The organism is Thermogemmata fonticola (assembly GCF_013694095.1).
Classification (GTDB): Bacteria; Planctomycetota; Planctomycetia; order Gemmatales; family Gemmataceae; genus Thermogemmata; species Thermogemmata fonticola.
This window is the reverse complement of sequence record NZ_JACEFB010000023.1, coordinates 1-18,564: the sequence shown is the minus strand read 5'-3', so window position 1 is coordinate 18,564 and position 18,564 is coordinate 1. Positions and strand designations below refer to the sequence as shown.

General features: G+C 65.0%; 14 protein-coding genes, 1 tRNA gene and 1 CRISPR repeat array. Of the genes, 8 read left to right on the top strand and 7 right to left on the bottom strand.

All coding sequences use genetic code 11. The annotated features are described in order from the left end of the window. Positions 1 to 110: 110 nt before the first annotated feature. The 3 genes from H0921_RS17380 (at position 111) to H0921_RS17370 (ending at position 2,237) form a co-directional block, all read left to right on the top strand. Positions 111 to 185, top strand: a tRNA-Met gene (locus H0921_RS17380). A gap of 392 nt (positions 186 to 577) precedes the next feature. After that, the gene (locus tag H0921_RS17375) at positions 578 to 1,492 is read left to right on the top strand and encodes an alpha/beta hydrolase (RefSeq protein WP_194539799.1); all 915 of its coding nucleotides are present in this window, start codon (positions 578 to 580) and stop codon (positions 1,490 to 1,492) included. Between the two features lie 55 nt (positions 1,493 to 1,547). After that, positions 1,548 to 2,237, top strand: a complete 690-nt coding sequence (locus H0921_RS17370) for an HAD family hydrolase (protein ID WP_194539798.1) — start codon at positions 1,548 to 1,550, stop codon at positions 2,235 to 2,237. A gap of 312 nt (positions 2,238 to 2,549) precedes the next feature. On the opposite strand, the gene rpmA is transcribed toward H0921_RS17370, so the two are convergent. Beyond that, positions 2,550 to 2,819 (bottom strand): 50S ribosomal protein L27, encoded by a 270-nt coding sequence (rpmA, locus tag H0921_RS17365; protein ID WP_194539800.1) that lies wholly within the window; start codon positions 2,817 to 2,819, stop codon positions 2,550 to 2,552. Positions 2,820 to 3,118: 299 nt separating this feature from the next. After that, positions 3,119 to 5,722, bottom strand: a complete 2,604-nt coding sequence (locus H0921_RS17360; protein ID WP_194539797.1) for a type 1 glutamine amidotransferase family protein — start codon at positions 5,720 to 5,722, stop codon at positions 3,119 to 3,121. Between the two features lie 442 nt (positions 5,723 to 6,164). On the opposite strand from H0921_RS17360, the gene H0921_RS17355 reads away from it, so the two are divergent. Both H0921_RS17355 and H0921_RS17350 read left to right on the top strand, forming a co-directional pair. Next, entirely contained in the window at positions 6,165 to 7,442 is a 1,278-nt protein-coding gene (locus H0921_RS17355; RefSeq protein ID WP_194539796.1) for a Gfo/Idh/MocA family protein, read from the top strand. A gap of 177 nt (positions 7,443 to 7,619) precedes the next feature. Then, positions 7,620 to 8,327, top strand: a complete 708-nt coding sequence (locus H0921_RS17350) for a phosphopantothenoylcysteine decarboxylase domain-containing protein (protein ID WP_194539795.1) — start codon at positions 7,620 to 7,622, stop codon at positions 8,325 to 8,327. 228 nt (positions 8,328 to 8,555) lie between these two features. Here H0921_RS17350 and H0921_RS17345 read toward each other — a convergent pair whose 3' ends face one another. Then, positions 8,556 to 8,873, bottom strand: a complete 318-nt coding sequence (locus H0921_RS17345) for a hypothetical protein (protein ID WP_194539794.1) — start codon at positions 8,871 to 8,873, stop codon at positions 8,556 to 8,558. Positions 8,874 to 9,185: 312 nt separating this feature from the next. Here H0921_RS17345 and H0921_RS17340 point away from each other — a divergent pair, with 312 nt between their 5' ends. Then, a complete protein-coding gene (locus H0921_RS17340) occupies positions 9,186 to 9,455 on the top strand; it encodes a hypothetical protein (RefSeq protein ID WP_194539793.1) in 270 nt (89 codons plus the stop codon). A gap of 29 nt (positions 9,456 to 9,484) precedes the next feature. Here H0921_RS17340 and lnt read toward each other — a convergent pair whose 3' ends face one another. Then, positions 9,485 to 11,137, bottom strand: a complete 1,653-nt coding sequence (gene lnt, locus H0921_RS17335) for an apolipoprotein N-acyltransferase (RefSeq protein WP_194539792.1) — start codon at positions 11,135 to 11,137, stop codon at positions 9,485 to 9,487. Positions 11,138 to 11,576: 439 nt separating this feature from the next. Next, positions 11,577 to 12,480: a CRISPR direct-repeat array (repeat unit 36 nt; unit sequence GTTTCAAACGCCTTTCGGCATCACTGCATGTGAAAG). Positions 12,481 to 12,728: 248 nt separating this feature from the next. On the opposite strand from lnt, the gene H0921_RS17330 reads away from it, so the two are divergent. After that, complete coding sequence (locus H0921_RS17330; RefSeq protein WP_194539791.1) at positions 12,729 to 12,908, top strand: hypothetical protein; 180 nt, start codon at positions 12,729 to 12,731, stop codon at positions 12,906 to 12,908. A 167-nt stretch (positions 12,909 to 13,075) separates the two neighbouring features. On the opposite strand, the gene H0921_RS17325 is transcribed toward H0921_RS17330, so the two are convergent. Further along, a complete protein-coding gene (locus tag H0921_RS17325; RefSeq protein ID WP_194539790.1) occupies positions 13,076 to 15,502 on the bottom strand; it encodes a dienelactone hydrolase family protein in 2,427 nt (808 codons plus the stop codon). 136 nt (positions 15,503 to 15,638) lie between these two features. Next, on the bottom strand, positions 15,639 to 16,781 hold the full coding sequence (locus H0921_RS17320) for a DUF1501 domain-containing protein (protein WP_194539789.1): 1,143 nt from the start codon (positions 16,779 to 16,781) through the stop codon (positions 15,639 to 15,641). Positions 16,782 to 16,920: 139 nt separating this feature from the next. Between H0921_RS17320 and H0921_RS17315 the strand changes: the two genes are divergently transcribed. Next, positions 16,921 to 17,532 carry a hypothetical protein gene (locus tag H0921_RS17315; RefSeq protein ID WP_194539788.1) on the top strand — a complete coding sequence of 204 codons (612 nt, stop codon included), beginning with the start codon at positions 16,921 to 16,923 and terminating at the stop codon, positions 17,530 to 17,532. Between the two features lie 12 nt (positions 17,533 to 17,544). Here H0921_RS17315 and H0921_RS17310 read toward each other — a convergent pair. Beyond that, the coding region (locus H0921_RS17310; RefSeq protein WP_228500081.1) for a leucine-rich repeat domain-containing protein at positions 17,545 to 18,564 on the bottom strand (1,020 nt) is incomplete at its 5' end.

Here is an 18,564-nt window from a genome sequence, read left to right as displayed (position 1 = left end):
GGGATGAGGGCACCGCCCCAGCGTGGGAGAAAGGGTCGGGGGATGAGGGCACCGCCCCCCTTGCCACGGGACACTCAGGGTCCTACACTACCGATGCATTGACAAGTTGACGCGGCGTGGAGCAGCCCGGTCAGCTCGCCAGGCTCATAACCTGGAGGTCGTAGGTTCAAATCCTACCGCCGCAAGTGTAGGTCTGGCTCCGCCGGCACAACCGGTGGAGCCTCTTTTTTTCCTCCCTTTTTTCCCTTTTTCCCTCCTGTAGCCGTTTCTGCCTCTGCTCGTGTCCGGTCAGCCTCCTTCCCCGCTTGACGTTGCCGTTTTCCCCTGCTGCTCCGTGTCCGCTCGGCGTCCGCTGCCCTGGCGGCTTTCTCTCTGGGGAGGGGTACAGCCTGGTGAAACGGTGCAGCCTGGTGAACTGGCTGGTCCGCGGCTGGACCGGATCGTATCTGGTAATAGCATGCCGGAAAACAGCATGCCGGAACGCTAGGGAAACCGAGGGGTGATCTCTGGAAACATCTGAGATTTCCGAGGAGTCCAGGGGTTGGCCCAGAGCAAGGCGTTGTGGGGAGGAGTAGCCATGAGCCGAGCAGCGCGGATATGGACGGCGGTGGTGATTCTGGCGGGCTGCGGGCTGGGGGGATCAGCCGCGGGGGCGGAAGAAGCGGTTTGGCCGCTCTGGCCGGGTGAGCCGCCGGATGAAAAGCAAAAAGTGGGTCCGGAGCGGTATCTGGAGAGCAAGCCGGGGCAGCTGGAGATCAAGCGGCTGACGGACGTGGGAACGCCGACGTTGACGATCTACCAGCCGCCGGCGGAGAAGCGGACGGGCTGCGCGGTGCTGGTGGCGCCGGGCGGCGGCTACAGCATTCTGGCCATCGAACACGAGGGGACGCAGGTGTGCGCCTGGCTCAATTCGCTGGGGGTCACGGCGGCGCTGCTCAAGTACCGCGTGCCGAAGCGGCCGGGCCAAACGCCGGAGAACCTGGCAATGATCCAGGATGCCCAGCGAGCCATCTCCCTGTTGCGCAGCCGGTCGGCGGAGCTGCGGATCGATCCGCAGCGGATCGGCATGATCGGCTTTTCCGCCGGCGGGAACCTGACGGCCTGGACCTGCCTCGCCTCCAAGCGGTATTACGAGCCGCGGGATGAGCACGACCGCGCCTCCAGCCGGCCCAACTTCGCCCTGCTCATTTACCCCGCCTGGCTCGTGGATCAACAGGGGCAGCTCAAGCCGGAGTTCCAGCCGGACAAATCCAGCCCGCCGATGTTCTTCGTGCATTCCTCGGATGATCCGTTCAGCAGTGAGAGCAGCGTGGCGCTTTATCTGGCCCTCAAAAAGCACAAGGTGCCAGCGGAGCTGCATGTGTATGCCAGCGGGGGCCACGGTTACGGCATGCGCAAGGTGCCCCATCCCTGCGCCACCTGGCCGCAACGGGCCGCCGAGTGGATGCAGTCCCGCGGTTACCTCTCCGCTTCCGGGACGGGACACAAGTGAGACAGCCCTCCGGAAGACCAAGCGAAATCTACCTTGCGGAACCGAAGGAGTCCTCATGCGCTGGCGTGCCCTGGCCACGGATTATGACGGAACGCTCGCCCACGACGGCATGGTCCCCGCTGAGGTGTGGGCGGAGCTGACAGCGGCCCGCGCCGCCGGCTTGCGCCTGCTCTTGATCACCGGCCGGGTGCTGCCCGAATTGCTCCAGGTGTGCGACCGGCTGGAACTGTTCGAGCAAGCCGTGGTGGAAAATGGGGCGGTGCTCTACGATCCGCAACGGCAGCGGCAGCAGGTGCTGGCCGAACCGCCCCCGCCGGACTTCGTCCAGACCCTGCACCAGCGGGGCGTGCACCCGATCGTCACCGGGGAAGTCATCGTCGCCACCTTTCAGCCCCATCAGGACACCGTGCGCCAGGTGATTGACGAAAGCAGTCTGCCCCTGGAAGTCATCATGAACAAGGATGCCGTCATGGTACTGCCACGGGGAGTGGATAAAGCCTTCGGCTTGAAGCGGCTCCTGGAGCAACTGAGGCTATCGCCCCAGGAGGTCATCGGCGTAGGGGATGCGGAAAACGACCTGACGTTTCTGGAGCTGTGCGGCTTGCGGGTAGCGGTGGCCAACGCCCTCCCCCAGGTCCAGGCGGCTGTCCACTGGACAACGCCTTCCCCCCGCGGAGCCGGCGTGCGCGAACTGCTCCAGCGCTGGCGCCAGGGACAACTCGACGCCCTGCGGGAAGGAAATTAGTCCCGAAAAAGCCACGCTGCCCCGCCGAAGGAGGAAGTAGAAATAGCCCCGGAAATAGTCCCGAAAAAGCCACGCTGCCCGGAGAAACAGCACCGGAAAAAGCAGCGCTTTGTGAGGCGGAAATGGTCCCGGCCCAAGGCCGCGGTAGGGGTATGCCTTCCCGCCTCACCGGGGAAGCGGAAACTCACCGTTGGCCAGGCCGGCGTTCCGCGCGTGCTGGATTTGGAGGACAAGGGCCAGTCCAGCGCCAGCCCCTCCAGATGAACCGGGGCTTAACTCCACTCCCCTCCGCACTCTTTCCTCAGCCGACCCTCAGCCGATCGCGGTGCATTCGGGATCGACCGGGAGGATGTTGATCCGCTTGCCGCCCTGATCGAAGTAGACGGTGCCGTCGGTGAGGGCGAAGAGGGTATCATTGCGGGCACGGCGGACATAGCGTCCGGGATGGAAGCGCGTGCCCAATTGGGTCACGAGGATGCTGCCGGTGGTGACGAATTGCCCGCCGAAGGCCTTCACGCCCCGCCGCTTGGAGAGCGAATCCCGACCGTTTTTGACCGAGCCTTGACCCTTTTTGTGTGCCATAGCGTTTGCCTCACTGCCGCTGGTTTCCGCGATGCTGCCGGATCGGAGGGGCGCCGACGTTTCGCTGCGGCGGAAACCGGCCCCGCGCCGGTGGGTTCCCGCCATGCCGCATCGCCGCCGCCGTATCCTTCTGTCCTTCAGAAACCCTCAAGTTCCCAGGGTTCCCAGGCCGCTCCCGCATTCCTTTGGGGAGGAACAGTTCCCCCTTCTTTCTTTGGGGAGGAACAGTTCCCGCCTTCACCCGTGGGGGAGGGACTATTGTTGTAGGTAGTGAAGGACGCCACGACAACAGCCGCATTCTAGCGTTCCAGCAGCAGGATGTCGGCTTGGGCCAGGGGGAGGCGGACGACCAGTCCGGCGGGGGTGTGGTGCTGCTGGACGGGCGCACCGGAGGCCGTCCAGAGCCGCTGGGGGCGGAAGGGCAAGGCGAGAGTCAATTCCAACTCGGCGATGGGGGCACCAGTCCAATTGAGCAAGGTGACGGCGGCTCCCTTGTCGGACAGGAGCAGGGGCGTTTCCACCAGCGGGCGGTTGGCGCGGACTGGCGGCGTGAGGCCGGCCTGGCGGATGGGATAGGCGATCCACTGCCGCAGGGGTTCGGAGAAGCCCACGGGCAGGCGGTCTTGCGTCCCCTGGGCGGAACGCCAGTAGCTTATCCCCGGCAGGAAGGCAAAGTGGAAGTGGCGGCCTTGGCCGAGGGCGGCTTCCAGCAAGGCGGGCTTGTCATCGCTGAAGCGGAGGTGGACCTTGGCAGCAGGCGGGGCGGTGGAAGCGGCAGAGGGGGACATGGCACCACGCGGGCCGTAGACGGGAAGTTTGGCTTCGCCCAGGAGCAGGGTACCGGCCTGGGGCAACGTGGCGGCGTTGGCCACCAGCAGGCGCTGCCGCGGCTCTTCCCGCAACCCCGTCGCTTCTGCCACAAGCTGGCACGGTTCGTCATAACGATCGGCGGTCAGGGCATTGCTGATGGTGACCAGCGTGCCGCCGGAGCGGACCCACTCCAAGAGGGCGGCCTGCCCTTCCCGCGGCACATTCGGTGCCGTGACGTAAAGCACCCGGTAGGGCTTCAGCCCCGCCGCCGTCAGCTCGTCTTCCTCCACAAATGCCACCGGTATGTTCGCATGCTGCAAGGCCAGATACAGGTCGAACACTTCCGCCAGGTAATCGACGGTGGCCCGGTTGAGCTGGGTATTGGTCGCATCGCTGATGCCCCTGGCGATCTCCATCTCGCGGCAATCCCAGACCTGGGCGGAACGCGGCATGAGGATGGCAGCTTGGGGAGCAGGCTTGCGGCCGGCGTGGAGGAACGGTTCGGCACGGGCGAGCAGCGCGTGGGCTTGGCGCAGCTCCCGGAGCAGGTGGGCTTTTTCCGAATAGCAGTTGCCGGGGAAGTTATACTCCGGACCGAAGACGAAGTATTTGACCGCCTGGCCGCCGTGGCCGAAGATGCACAGCACCTTCTGGAGGATGCCCCCCTGGCGGTCGCCGGCGGTGCGGGGAATGACGTAGCCGCCGAAGGCCAGACCGGCCCCCCGCGCCGCGCTGCTGAGCTTGGCACAGTAGAACGACCACTGATACGCCTGGGCATCGCTGAACCAGTCCTCAGTCCACAGCACGGTTCCGCCGCGCAGCCGGGCAAACTCGAACCAATCGTGGCCGCCCATCGCCGCATCAGGATGCTGCTTGTCCGGATTGTTCGCCACCGGGCCAGGAACATAGAAGCGGCCGGCGAAGAAGTTCCAGTTGGTGAACACGGGCAGGCCGGGATAGAAGGCTTTCTCCAGCGCCTGGACACAATCCCCAAAATGCTTGGCCGACGCCCAGGCGTAGAAGCGCACCGTCCAGTAGTGGAGGCGGCGCGCCGGTAGCTCCTTGGCCCCGCTACGCCCTAAAGGAAACACCTCCTCCCAGCTCCTGGCTCCGACATCCTGCGGTTGCAACCCTTGCTGCCGCAGATACTGCCGGAAGCTCGCCAGCGCCGCCGGCTGCTCCCGCACCACCTGAAACATCCGGGGATAATACCAGCCTGGCTCATCGGACATCGCCAACAGGACCATGTCCTCCGGGGCAAAGCCCGCCTTGCGGTAGCTGGCCGCCAGATCGTTCGCCCACTGCGCAATGCTCGCCGGCGTGATCTTCGGATCGAATGCGAAGGCATACCCCGGCGGATTGTACACCGCCCAGGAGGTGCGCCGGTTCCCCTGCTGCCGCTCCAAAATCTCCCGGATCGACTCCGACGGCGGCACCATGATGGCACTGAACCCTGCTTGCGCCAACTGCCCGATCCCTTCCTCCCACGCCTGATAATCGTCATCCCCGCCGATGTACCGGTCCACGATGATCAGCCGGGACAGCCGCGGCATCTCTTCCCCCTTCTTCGCCCCGAAGGCTTGCCAGTAGCGCTGGTTGTACTGCGCCTGCGTCGCCACCGCGTAATTCCCCGATCCGTCCGGGAACACCAGCAGCCCCAGGCGGGAACCGAACAGCCGCGCCTTCTGGCTCAACCTCACCTGCCCTTTCCCATCCTTCACCTCGACTTCGATTTCCGTCGGCTTGGCGGCCGGCTGCACGCTCAGCGCCAGCACTACCGGATAATTCCGCAGGTAGTTGTTCGGATACGCCTTCAGAATCGCCTCCCAATCTTTCCCCTGGAGAGCGAACCAGTCCGACCATTGATCCTCGACGGACTGCCCCCGCTGGGAGGCGTGGGACAGGACCCACTGGAACTTCTTTTTCTGGAGCGGCTGATCTGCCAGGCGCAGCACCCGGCCCCGGACCTGAAGCACCGGCAACTGCTTCGCGTCTGGCCGCGCTGCCCGCTGCCCCGCCGCCGGCATTGGCACCAGACCCAGCACCAACAGCCCGCCCCCTAGGACCAGCAGAATTGCCCGTCGCCGCCTCATCGCCCCCTCCCCTCTCATCGCCTCCTCCCGCTTCCTCCGTTCCAGCCTGCCGAGTTTTCCGCCTCCGTTCCCTTGACGAACGGATCACCATCAAGTCTGGCATATTTTTTTCCGTAGAGAAAGAGGGGGGCAGGATTCTTCCTTCGCCGGGAAAAGGGGGGAGCGAGATGCTGCACCGGCTGGGTCTCGAAGAGCGCACGGACCGCTTGCCGCCAGGAATCCGCTGGGAATGATCGGACCGGCACGCCCCGTTTCCGAGAAGGCCCTTGTTCTCCGACAGGGGAAGGTTACAATCGAAGGGGTGAATAGCGTGGGACGGCGGGCGGAGCTTTCCCGGAGTTGTGTCTTCGGCTGTGTCTTCGGACAGGCAGAAGAAAGGGCGGAAAGCCGTCAGCCGTGGGGAGGAACCTGAGGCGGAATCCCAAGGTGTGGAGGGGGAGCAATGGGTCAACTGACGCGGCGGGAGTTTGTCGGCGGTGTGGCGGCGAGTGTGGGCTTCAGCGCGCTGAGTGCGCGGGCAGCGGGGGAAGTCCTCGGCGCTAACGAACGGGTCCGGGTCGCGGTCATGGGTTTGAGCCGGGGGCTGAGCTTGGCCCGCACCTTCGAGCAGCAGCCGGACGCCGAAGTGGCCTATGTCTGCGATGTGGACCGGCAACGGCTGGAGCGAGGCGTAGCGGAGGTGCAAAAAGTCCGGGGGCGTTCCACCACTGGCGTCCTGGACTTCCGCAAATGTTTGGACGATAAAACCCTCGATGCCCTCGTGGTGGCCACTTGCAATCACTGGCACGCTGCCGCTACCATCCTGGCCTGCAAAGCCGGCAAGCATGTCTATGTGGAAAAGCCGTGCAGCCACACCCCTGCGGAGGGGGAATGGATGATCGCCGCCGCCCGCAAATATCAACGCCAGGTTCAGATGGGCAATCAACGGCGGAGCTGGCCCATCATCCGGGAGGCGATCGCCGCCTTGCACCAGGGGGCCATCGGCCGGGTCTATCAAGCGCAAAGCTGGTATGTCAACCGCCGGGGAAGCATTGGCCGCGGTCAAGCCGCCCCGGTCCCCGACCACCTCGACTACGATCTCTGGCAAGGGCCTGCCCCCCGCCGCCCCTACCGCAGCAACGTCATCCACTACAACTGGCACTGGTTCTGGCACTGGGGCAACGGCGAACTCGGCAACAACGGTGTCCACATGATCGACCTGTGCCGCTGGGGTCTGCAAGCTGACTACCCCATCCAGGTTACCTCCTCCGGCGGACGCTTCCACTTCCAGGATGACCAGGAAACCCCGGACACCCACACCGTCGCCTTCCTCTATCCGGATAACAAGCAGATCGTCTGGCACGGCACCAGTTGCAATCCTCTGCCCGGCCTGCGGCCCCCGGATGTCCTCTTCACGGGAGACAAGGGCACGCTGGAAATCCGCGGCGCCAGCTTCACCATCTACGAACTCGACGGCAAGGTCCGCCACCAGAGCAAAGGCAGCGGCAGCGACGCCGTCCATGTGCGCAACTTCCTCGAAGCGATCCGCCAGGGCCAGACGCTGACCAGCGAGATCGAAGAGGCCCACAAAAGCACCCTGCCCTGCCACTTGGGGAACATCGCCCACCGCGTCGGCCGCTCCCTCCGCTGCCAGGCGGACAATGGCCACATCCTGCACGACAAAGAGGCCCAGCAGCTCTGGTCCCGCGAATATGAGCCGAAGTGGGAACCTGTCGTCTGAAGGCTCCGGGCCGCCGCCTCCCGTTGCGGTCGGGCAGGTCTGGCCCGGCGGCGCAACAGGCTGCCTCGCCCCGCCGGCGCAAGCGGCAGCCCGGCCCGGCGGCCCCCCCGCCACCCCGGCGACTTCCCCCCGCTTCCGACCCGCCCCTGCTGATCCGCCTTCCCAGGACCTGGACCGATGCACCTGCTCATCACCGCCGGCAACACCCACACGCCGATCGACCAGGTGCGGGTGATCACCAACGTGTTCACGGGCCGCACCGGAGCCGCAATTGCGGCAGCGGCCTACGAGCGCGGCCACCACGTCACCTTGGTCACCTCCCACCCCCACGTCTTGGCCGAGCTGCCCGTCCCCGCCGCGGACGCACCCCGCTGGCACCTCCACACCTACCGCACCTTCGACGAACTGGAGCACCGCCTCGCCGAGCTTATCCCCGGCGGTTCCTTCGACGCCATCCTTCATGCCGCCGCCGTCAGCGATTACCAGGTCGAAGGAGCTTACCGCCCTTCCCCGCAGGGACCCTGGCAGAAAATCACCGCCGCCAAAATCCCCAGCTCCTATCCCGAAGTCTGGCTCCGCCTCACCCCCACGCCCAAGCTCATCGACCGCTTCCGCTCCGCCTGGCACTTCCGCGGCTGGCTCGTCAAATTCAAACTCGAAGTCGGCCGCTCCGACGAGGAACTCCTGGCCATTGCCGAACAGTCGCGCCGCCAGTCCCAGGCCGACCTGATCGTCGCCAACCGCCTGGAAGACCTCACCCGCTACGCCTGGCTCGGACCCCTCCAGGGGCGCTACTGCCGCCTCGAACGCGCCGAGCTGCCCCACCGCCTCTGCCACGCCCTCGAAGAGCTACACCACGCCCGTCCCGCGACCGACGCGATCTAGCCTGCCGCCCGTCACGCTTGCCGGCGCCCTTCCCTTTTCTCCGCTTTCTCCCTTTCTCTTCCTCTCTTCTTCTTCCCCACCTGTTGTGCTCCCTTCACTCTCTGCCTCTTCTCCTGCCGAACCCCGCCACGGATAGGTTGTCCCAGTTTTACCAAGGGTAGCAACACCGCTGGCGGCGCGAAGTGCCTTCCGCCTCTTGATTGCTCTAGCGCTGTCAGCGGCGAAGCGCTATGCTGCCAGCAAGTCTGGCGATCGACTGCTGCGTCCGGAGGCTCGCCTTTCCCTGGGTGGGGAGCAACCTTCGTCTGTCGGCACGGCTTTCCGAAGGAAATCCCGCAGGATGGGCAGGTTCGCTGGAGTGAAGCGCCGGCGGGCGGAGAACGATTGTTCCGACGGGAAGCCAGGGACGGGCGGAACGGGGAGGACGGGGCCAGGCCAGGCGCGCAGGGTCAGGGCGTGCCGCTTTCCGTCAAGCCAGGGCGAGGGCGGGCGCTCTTGAGTCGGATCGCCGAGCGGAAGCAGGGAAGTGGGCGGCGGCCACGGCACGGTCCGCCTCCTGGGCAACCTCCGAGCAACGCATGCCGCAGGACGCCTTCGGCGGCAAGAGGGCCTCGGAGGCGCGAAAAACTGTGCGGTCCGGCACTCCCGCCGTCGATACTCAGGCGTAGAATGAGACGGCGGTGCTCTCAGCCAGCTTCGGCTGCGAAACGGTACGCCGCCGCACCGTCCGCCCCCACAAAGGCGCAACAATCCCAGCGGCGGGCGGACCATAACCGGCTACAGCTTCCGGTTCCGGAGCACCCAGCCGGGACCGGCCCGCCAGCGGATGCACCCCTTGGGGTAGGGAGAAACTTGATCATGATCGATCCGGCAGCCTGTCAGTTGCAGCACCGGCAACGGGTCCTCGCCGCTTTGGCCGCGCTTGACGCCGCTCCTGCCGCCCCGCCGCCGCTCTCCGCCCAGCACCCGGAAGCACCGGGACCCGACGGCATCCGCCACGCCCTGGTCGCCCGCGTCCGCGCCGCCATCGCCGCCGGTTATTACGACCATCCCGCCCTGTGGCTCGCGGCCGAAGAGGCCCTCCTCGACTCCCTCCTTCCCCCCGACGGCCCGAACACTTCCTCCTGATCCTGCCCCCTCGCCGCCGCTCTCTGCCGTCAGGCGTCCGCTTCCTCCCCCCGCCGCCGCAGCACCACCACCGCCGCCAGCCACCCACCCGCCAGCACCGCCACCAGACTGTCCCCCACCTGCGGATACAGCGCCGCCCGCCGATCCACCGGCACCACCGCCGACACAATCGCCTCCACACCCTTGGACTGCTCCCACTGCGCCGCGGGCAAGGCGATGACACGCCCCTGCGGATCAATCACCGCCGAAATCCCCATGTTCACTGCCCGCACCACGCTCCGCCGACACTCGATCGCCCGAAAGCGACAAATCGCCAAATGCTCCTCGTGTTCCTCCGTACAACGGAACCATCCATCGTTGGAAATGTTCACCAGGAAATCGACCGGTTCCTCCGCCACGTACTGCCGCGCCAGGTCCGGGTCGGTGTCCTCGTAGCAGATCAGGCAGCCGAAGGACCAGCTCCGCCCCTGGCGGTCCGTAAAGCGGAACCGCGTCCACTGCTCCCCCGCCCGGCAGGAGTACTCGTACGGATACGGACTGAAACGGCGCAGAAACGGCAGCGATTCCCCGAACGGTATGTATTCCCCGAACGGCACCAGGTGCATCTTGTCATAGCGCGGTCCGAAGCGCTCCGCTCCCGGCCTCAGCAACAACGCCGAGTTGTACTTCCACTCCCGGCCCCCTTCCCACACCAGGGCGTTGAGGCCCAGCAACGTCGGCACCCCCGGATCGAACCGCCGCAACACCTCCCGGCTTCGCTGAGCATAGAGGGCAAAGTCCGCGCTCGGCTGCTCCCCCGCCGCCACCTCGCAATAGTCCACCGGACAACACGTCTCCGGCCAGAGGATCAATTCCGGCCTCGCCTCCTGAAGCAACGCCGCCTCGTGCAGCCGCCGGTAACTCCGCACCAGCGTTTCCCCCCGCTCGTTCTTCTCCTCCTGCGGGATCACCCCTTGCAACGCCGCCACCCGCGGACCGGCTTCCCATTCCGCCTCCCCCAGACGGTAGTAGCCGTAGACCAGGTTCCCCGCCACCGCCGCCACTACCCCCGCACTGACATACCTCAGACAGCGAACCGACGGCCCCCCCGCCTCCACCAGCCCCTGCCGCCGCCACCAACCCCCACGATACACCCAGTCCGCCGCCAACCCATTCACCGCCGCCACCAACGCCGTCACCGCATAAATCCCCCCCACATCCGCCACCTGAATAAACCCCAGAAAATCCTGCTGCGTGTACCCCAAAAAATACCACCCAAAGCCAATCCGCTGCCGCAAACCCAACGCCTCCAAAAACGGAAACCCTGTCGGAAAATGCATCCGGATGTAATCCCACACCACCAGGACCACGGGCAAACCCACAGCCAGCGGCACGCCCCGACGCCACAAACCCCGTACCCCCGCCAACACCCCCACCCAAAACACCGGCAACACCACCGCAAAACCCAACCACGCCCAATACATCAGCGGATGCGCCACCCGCACCCACTGCGTCGCCAAACCACTAAACACCACACCCCCCACATAACAGGCCCCGTACCGCTGCCACCCGCTCCCCCGACCCACCGCCAAAACCAACCAGGGCACCCACCCCACAAAACCCAGCCAACCTATGCCCCACGGGAAATACGCCAGCCACAACAACACCGCACCCGCCAGACTCCCCAGCCACCAATACCCCATAACCCCGTCCTTCCTGAACTCCCTCGATCGGCTCGCCCCCTGCCCACGCACGCTGCCCGCCGAGCGAACCCCTCACCTCGCAAAACTCGCCATTCAAAACACACCCGTTCCATCATAATCTCTTTCCCCGTCAACCGGTAGCGCAACTGCCCACTCCCCACCCGCCACTCGCTGCTTCCCCCATTCGCCATTCGCCATCTCTCGGAAGTGACACGCCGCTGTCCCAAAGCGTTGCTGATGTGCCTTTCACCATTCGCCATTTACCATTCGCCATCTCTCGGAAGTGACACGCCGCTGTCCCAAAGCGTTGCTGATGTGCCTTTCACCATTCGCCATTCGCTATTTCGACTGCTCGCCTGAAAGTTTCTCGTGCCTTGCGGCATCAGGGGTTGGCCCTCACCCCTTTTTCCCCTCTCCCGAAGCTTCGGGAGAGGGGATAACTTCCCACGCCTTTCGGCATCACTGCATGTGAAAGTCGGGCATTGCTGCGTATCCGGGTTCCGGAGTGCCCGGAGGGTTTCAAACGCCTTTCGGCATCACTGCATGTGAAAGAGTTGTGACGGTCGAGTACGAGGTGTGGCGATGATTGTTTCAAACGCCTTTCGGCATCACTGCATGTGAAAGGCAGGCTTCGATCGGAGCTACGGCCCTGGAGACGGAAGTTTCAAACGCCTTTCGGCATCACTGCATGTGAAAGGGCTGAGCAGACAGGTGGAATTCGAGCCGGTCGCGCGGTTTCAAACGCCTTTCGGCATCACTGCATGTGAAAGTAAAAAGTGGGTGGACATGGCAACTCCACCACATGTTTCAAACGCCTTTCGGCATCACTGCATGTGAAAGGAGCTGGCAGGTTTTCTGGTCCTACATGCCCCATTGTTTCAAACGCCTTTCGGCATCACTGCATGTGAAAGAATGCGCCGCCGTAACAATGAACTGCGCTCCCTTCGTTTCAAACGCCTTTCGGCATCACTGCATGTGAAAGGAGGTCATGCTCTCGAGCGATGCGCCGAGTTCATCGAGTTTCAAACGCCTTTCGGCATCACTGCATGTGAAAGTCGATTCGAGCTGGCATTTATGATGCCCTTGAGGCCTTGGTTTCAAACGCCTTTCGGCATCACTGCATGTGAAAGTTTTCCCATGATCAGCACTACTTCGACCTTGTTATGTTTCAAACGCCTTTCGGCATCACTGCATGTGAAAGAGCGAGGACAAACTAGACCCCGCGAGTTGTACTCGTTTCAAACGCCTTTCGGCATCACTGCATGTGAAAGCCATTTCCTTCCTTTACTTCAACTAACAGGAGGATAGTTTCAAACGCCTTTCGGCATCACTGCATGTGAAAGAGCTGGCTCTCGCCGCCCTAGGAATCCTAGCATTTGCTCGAGGTACTTTCAAGCACCCCCCCAAAAAATTTTTCGATTTTTTTCCGACCCCCCCTTCGGAGGAAAGATCAGTAACGTATAGTGTTGGTGCGTAAGTTTTTGCGATTAATCAAGCACGTCCGCGCTAGTGGATTTGGAGCAAGTTATTGTGGAGAATCTAGTTACGTCGAAATTGAGGTGAGGTCGAAGTTGCACGCGGAGGTGCTTGAATGGACGTTGGTTTGAATGATGTGGGCCAATTCCGCACAGGGAAGACGAGCGGCGAGCAGCGAGCAGTGGGGCGAATGGCGAATGGCGAATGGGGAGTGGGGAGTGGGGAGTGGGGAATGGGGGGGAAGCGGCGAGCAGTTCGGGCGAATAGCGAATGGCGAATGGCGAATGGTGAATAGCGAATGGTGGAAAACGGGAAGCGGCGAGCAGCGAGCGGCGAGCAGTGAGCGGCGAATGGGGAGTGGGGAGTGGGGAATGGGGAGTGGGGAGTGGGGAATGGGGAGTGGGGAGTGGGGAATGGTGAATGGTGGTAGACGGGGCGTGCGGTGGGGTTGACGGCGGGGTGTCAGGGTTTGGGGAAGGCCAGGTGTTTTTTCAGGAAGTCGCGGGTGGCGGTGAGGTGGATTTCGTGGCCGCCGGGGAAGAAGTCGATGGCGGTGCGGTCGGGGATTTTTAAGCGGTTCTGGTAGAGGTGCAAGATTTTGGCGTATTCGGCGGCGACCATGTCATCGGTGCCGACGCCGTCGTTGTGGCCGCGTTCGACCATGAAGGGTCGGGGGGCGATGAGGTAGGCCAGTTCGGCGTAGTTGAAGGTGTGGCCAAGGTTGAATTCGTACATGTCGTATTCCCCGGTCCACAGGTAGCTGCGGTCGAGGTCGAAGGAGACACATTTGCCGATCCACTCGTTGAAGTCGGCGGAGCAGATGGCGAGGGCGTAGCGTTTTTCGAGGGCGGGGACGCGCATGGCGGTTTTGCCGCCGTAGCTGAGGCCGTAGAAGGCGATGCGTTGAGGATCGACGAAGGGGAGGGATTGGAGGAAGTCGAGGGTGCGTTGGTGCTGGCGGAGGATGAAGCTGAAGAGGGAGGCTTGGAGGAGGTGGGCTTTGCGTTGGATTTGGCGGAAGCGTGTTTGGCCGTAGTAGGGGTTTTGGGGGGCATAGACGATGTAGCCGAGTTCGACGAGTCGTCGGGCGAACTGGTGGTAGACGGGTCGGGTTTCGGGATCGATGGTGTGGCGGGGGTTTCCTTCGAGGCCGTGCTGGCAGACGACGAGGGGGCGTTTTTCACGGGGGGGAAGGTTTTTGGGGATGAGGAGGATGCCGTAGGCGAAGACGTCGGGGTAGACATCGAGGAGGAGTTCGTAGCCGGTCCAGGTGGGCAGGTCGTAGAGTTTGCGGGTGCGGGGCCGGAGGGGGAGGGAGGGCGGGGGCAGTTCGCCGAGGACTTCGCGGTGGAAGTAATGGCGGTAGAAGTCACAGGATTGGTCCCAGGTTTGGGGGGAAGCGGGGTTGGCGCGGTTCCAGAATTGTCGGCGGACGGCGTCGCTGTGGCGCCAGAGTTGTTGGAGATGGGCGAGGAGTTGGCGGAAGAGTCGGCGGTGGCGTTCGTCGGGGTCGCGGGGGAAGGGGAAGCGGCGGGTGTAGGTGGGGCGTTGTTCGGCGAGGAGGGGGAGCTGGTCGCGCAGGCGTAGGCCGTGGGGGTCGGTGGGGGGGCGTTGTCCGAGGAGGCGTTGGGCGCGGGCTTCTTCGGCGTCGAGGTCTTGCAGGGGGGGTGGGCGGAGGAAGCCGGGGGCGGCGCCGCTGCGTCCGGGGCGGACGGGTGGGGGTCCTTCGACGTTCGGCCAGCCCAGTTCGGTGCGCAGGAGGCGCTGACCGTTGCGTGTCACTGTGATGGGTTCAGGGATTTTGACCCGCGGCCAGGTGAGCAGGGTTAGCTCGGCGGGTCCGGCCAGTCGGGCCAAGCCCCAGACATCATGGTCGAAGGGTTCCTCCCAGACTTTTTCCACGGGTCCGCCGTGGCCGAAGGGGGCGACGAAGCGGATGCGTTCGTCGAGGGCGGCGAGGAAGCGGGCGAGGCGTCCTCCTTCGCCATAGCCGATGACGGCGAGGCGTTCGGCGGCTTCGCCGGGGGTGTGGCGGGTGAGCCAGTCGATGGCGGCCAGGGCGATCTGCATTTCGTAGCCGCTCAGGGTCCGCCCCAGTTCGTAGGCCATGCGGTGGAGGAACTCGCGGTGGGACTGATTGGTGGCCCGGCCAATGCGGGGGTTGACGCAGAGGTCATCGCGGCGGTTGATGAGGGCGGGGAGGAGGACGCGGACGCCGGCCTGGGCCAGGCGGGGCGCGGAGCAGACGACGGGGGGAAGCTGGCCCGCCAAGCCCACCGCCATCTCCGGGGTCCAATCGGCATCGGGGAGGACGACCGCCACGGCCTGGATCGGTCCGCGGGGTTCCAGGAGCAGTCCTTCGGCTTCGAGGTCCTCCAGGACGGTCCAGCGGACGGCGAAGACCTGGAACTGTTCCGCTTCGGCGAGCAAGGCGGGCCGGCCCGGACCGCCGACGTAATCGAGCTGGGGCACCACCCGTTCCTCGACCAGGCCCAGAATCTGGCGCAAGCGCTGACGCTGGGGTGCCACCGACTCCCGGAAGCGTTCCGGGGAGGAGAAGTCCGGCTGCCATTGTTTTTCCCGCAGAGCCGGGGCTTCGGCCAGGGCACGGTCCAGATAGCGGTGGATGCCTTCGACCATCTGCGCGGCCAGGTCCCCTTCGGCGCGCAGGGGTTCGGTGCCGGGGAGCACATCCGGGGCGGCTTTCTCCGGGGCCGACGCCTGGACGTGTCCCGAGGTTTGCGCCGGGGCGGAAACGGACGCTGGCAGCGGGGCTGGTCTCCGAAGCTTCGGGTGGGTCTCGGCCGAGGGTTCGCGGGGAGTCAGAGTGCCTCCCAGGAGCAGGAGCAGCAGGAGGAAAATCCACACGCTGCCAGAGCGGTGCAGCATGGCAGTGTCTCCCTAAGCTTGAGGATGAGGGTCCCTGCGGCGGGGCAGGCGGCTGTCAGGCCGGTGTCAAACCGCAGGCTATTCGGGGGCCTGGCGGAGGCGCCGCTGTCTCCGGGAGGGAAAGCCGCCGGGGGGTTCAGCTCCACAACTCGCGCAGCGGCGCGGCGGGATAAGCGGGCACAGGCAGGCCATCGGGGCCGGGCAGGACGGCATCCGGCGGCACTCCCAGGGCGTAGAGAATCGTAGCGGCCAGCTCCTCGGCTCGGACCGGGCGCTCTGCCGGCTCGATGCCATGGGCGTCGCTGCGGCCAATGACGGCCCCGCCGCGAATCCCGGCTCCGGCCAGGAGGGCGGTCCACACGCCGGCCCAGTGATCCCGCCCCCCGTGGGCATTGACCCGCGGCGTCCGCCCGAACTCGCCCGTGGCCACCACCAGCGTCCGCTCCAGCAGGCCGGTCTGGTCCAGGTCGTCCAGCAAGGCGGAAAAGGCCTGATCGAAGGCGGGGGCGACCTGCCGCCCGATGTCCCGCAGGTTCGTCCGCAACGCCCCGCCGCTGCCGTGACAATCCCACGACAGTGTGTCGAACACCGTCTCGTACATGGTGATGGTGAGGAAGGAGCGCGGCTGGCGTAGCAACCTCTCGACCGCCCGGCGGCACAGGCGTCCGAAGGCCGTCGAGCCGTAACGGCTATCCTCCCTCGTCCCCCCTGTCAGCCGTTCCCGCTGCGCTTGCAACGGCGGTGACAAAAAGCCGCCCCCGAAGCCCTGGTCCACCGCGATCCCTGTGTCCACCGCCGGGTAGGGCAACACAGCATAACGGCCGGCCCACCCCAGCCGCCGCTCCCCTTGCAGATAGCTCCACACCGCCCCCACCGCCGGCCACGCCGACCCATCCCGGAAGAGCCGACCGCTGTGCAGCAACTGCATCCCGCACTCATGCACCGGCGGACCGTCGTGATACACCGAACGCACCAGGGCGATCCGATCCAACCGCCAGGCCACTCCCGGCAATAGCTCGCTCACATACACTCCCGGCACCCGGCTGCGGATCACCCCGAAGGGGCCGCGGTACTCACTCGGCGCCTCCGGCTTGGGATCGAATGTGTCCAAATGCGGCGGGCCGCCCACAAGATGCAGAAAAAGACACCCCTCCGCCCGCGGTTCTCCCCCGCCGCCCCACGACAACCCCGGCCACAGCGACCCCACACACCCCGTGGACCAACCCAAAAATGCCCGACGTGACAACTCCCAGCTCATGACTTCGCCTTCCCCGTTCATGGGCGCTTCGTGGATTCGTCACCACTCCAACACACCTTCCCATGTTAGCCGAATTGGCCCCCGATGCAAGACACCCCCGCTGCCTTCCCCTCGCCGCTGCCCCCGCCCCTCACGCCGGAGCAATCCTTTCGTCCCTCGCATGGACTGGCCCTTCCCCATCTCGACTCGCGGCCCAAAACCCACCGCCCACCATTTGACCCGCCCCCGCTTGCATGCTAACCCTCTTGATGCCGGAGCGATTCATCCCCGGCTTGGACTAGGCTCGACCCTCATCCTCGGCTGGTTTCCTATGCGGCGCGAAGACTGCCTCGACATCTTCCAACGCCTCCCAGAGCAGCTCCACGGCTGCGTCAACCTGGTCTTGCGCAATCAGTTCACCGTCGCGGTCGACACCGTCGCCCGTTTTGAACCCCACTACCTCGTCCTGCGCGGACGCGAAACCGGTTCCACCGACGAAGGCCGCGGCTTCTTCATCCCCTACGACGAGATCGCTTACATCCGCATCGAACGGACCGTCAAAGTCGGCGAACTCAAACGCTTCTACGGCGAGACCGGCTACGTGGATAAAGACGAGCAACTCGACGGCGCCGACACCGCCACCGCCGCACCTGCCCCGAACACCCCGGCTGTCCCCGGACCCCTCCTCGCTCCCGGCGATCCTGCCGCCATCGCCCGCCAGAACCTCCTCGAACGCCTCCGCACCCGCACCCAGCTCGGCGGCTCCACCGGCAAACTCAACCGCCCCACCTGACCCCCCGCCGCCTCACAGCCGCACCCGGCACCGCCGCAAATACGGCGACTGCTGCAACGCCTCTCGTCCCCCCTCGCCGATCGGGTTGCCCTCCAGCTCCAACTCCGTGAGGTTCTGAAGATACGGCGACTGCGCCAACGCCTTCGCCCCCGCCTCGCCAATCTGGTTACCGCCGAGAAAAAGCCGCGCCAGAGCCGGGAAATGAGGAGACTGCGCCAGGGCCACCGCCCCCGCATCGTCGATCTGGTTGCCGTTGAGCGAGAGATAGGTCAACTTCTGAAAGTGAGACGACCGGGCCAACGCTTGCGCCCCCGCCGCACCGATCTGGTTGATCCCCAGGTCCAGCAGTGTCAAGTTCTGAAGATGAGGAGACTCGGCCAGAGCTTCGGCCCCTGCCGCACCGATCCGGTTGAAGCCCAGCCACAGCCGGCTCAGGCGTGGAAAACTGGAGGCTCGCGCCAACGCCTCCGCCCCCGCATCCCCGATCCCGTTCCACCACAGGTTGAGCGTCGTGAGGTGCTCCAGGGAAGGAAAGTGCGCCAACACCTCGACGCCCCCATCCCCCAGGCCGTTCCAGCCCAGAATCAGCTCCGTCAGGTTCTGCAAGTAGGGGGACAGTGCCAACGCTAAGACCCCCTCCATCCCGATCCGTTGGGACATCAAATTCAGCACCGCCACATGTTGAATGAAAGGCGACTGCACCAACGCACGCAGCCTCGCGACTCCGAGTTGGCTCCCCGCCACCGCCAAGTACACCACCCCCGCCAGCAACTCCAGATTCTTCAGCAGCGTGTCAAAATCCCGAAAATCACAGCTCACCCGCCGCACGTCGATCTGCTGCCGGGCCACACGCCACAACTTGGGAGTTCGCACTGCCACCCCTTCCACCAGGCCGCCCCATAGGCACCAACTCCACTTCGGCAAGCCCTCTAGCCACTCATCCCGATGCTGCTGCCACAATGCCCGCTCCCGCTCCGGCCAGTACTTCTTGTCCTCCCACCCCCAACGGTTATTCATCTCAGCCACCTGCAA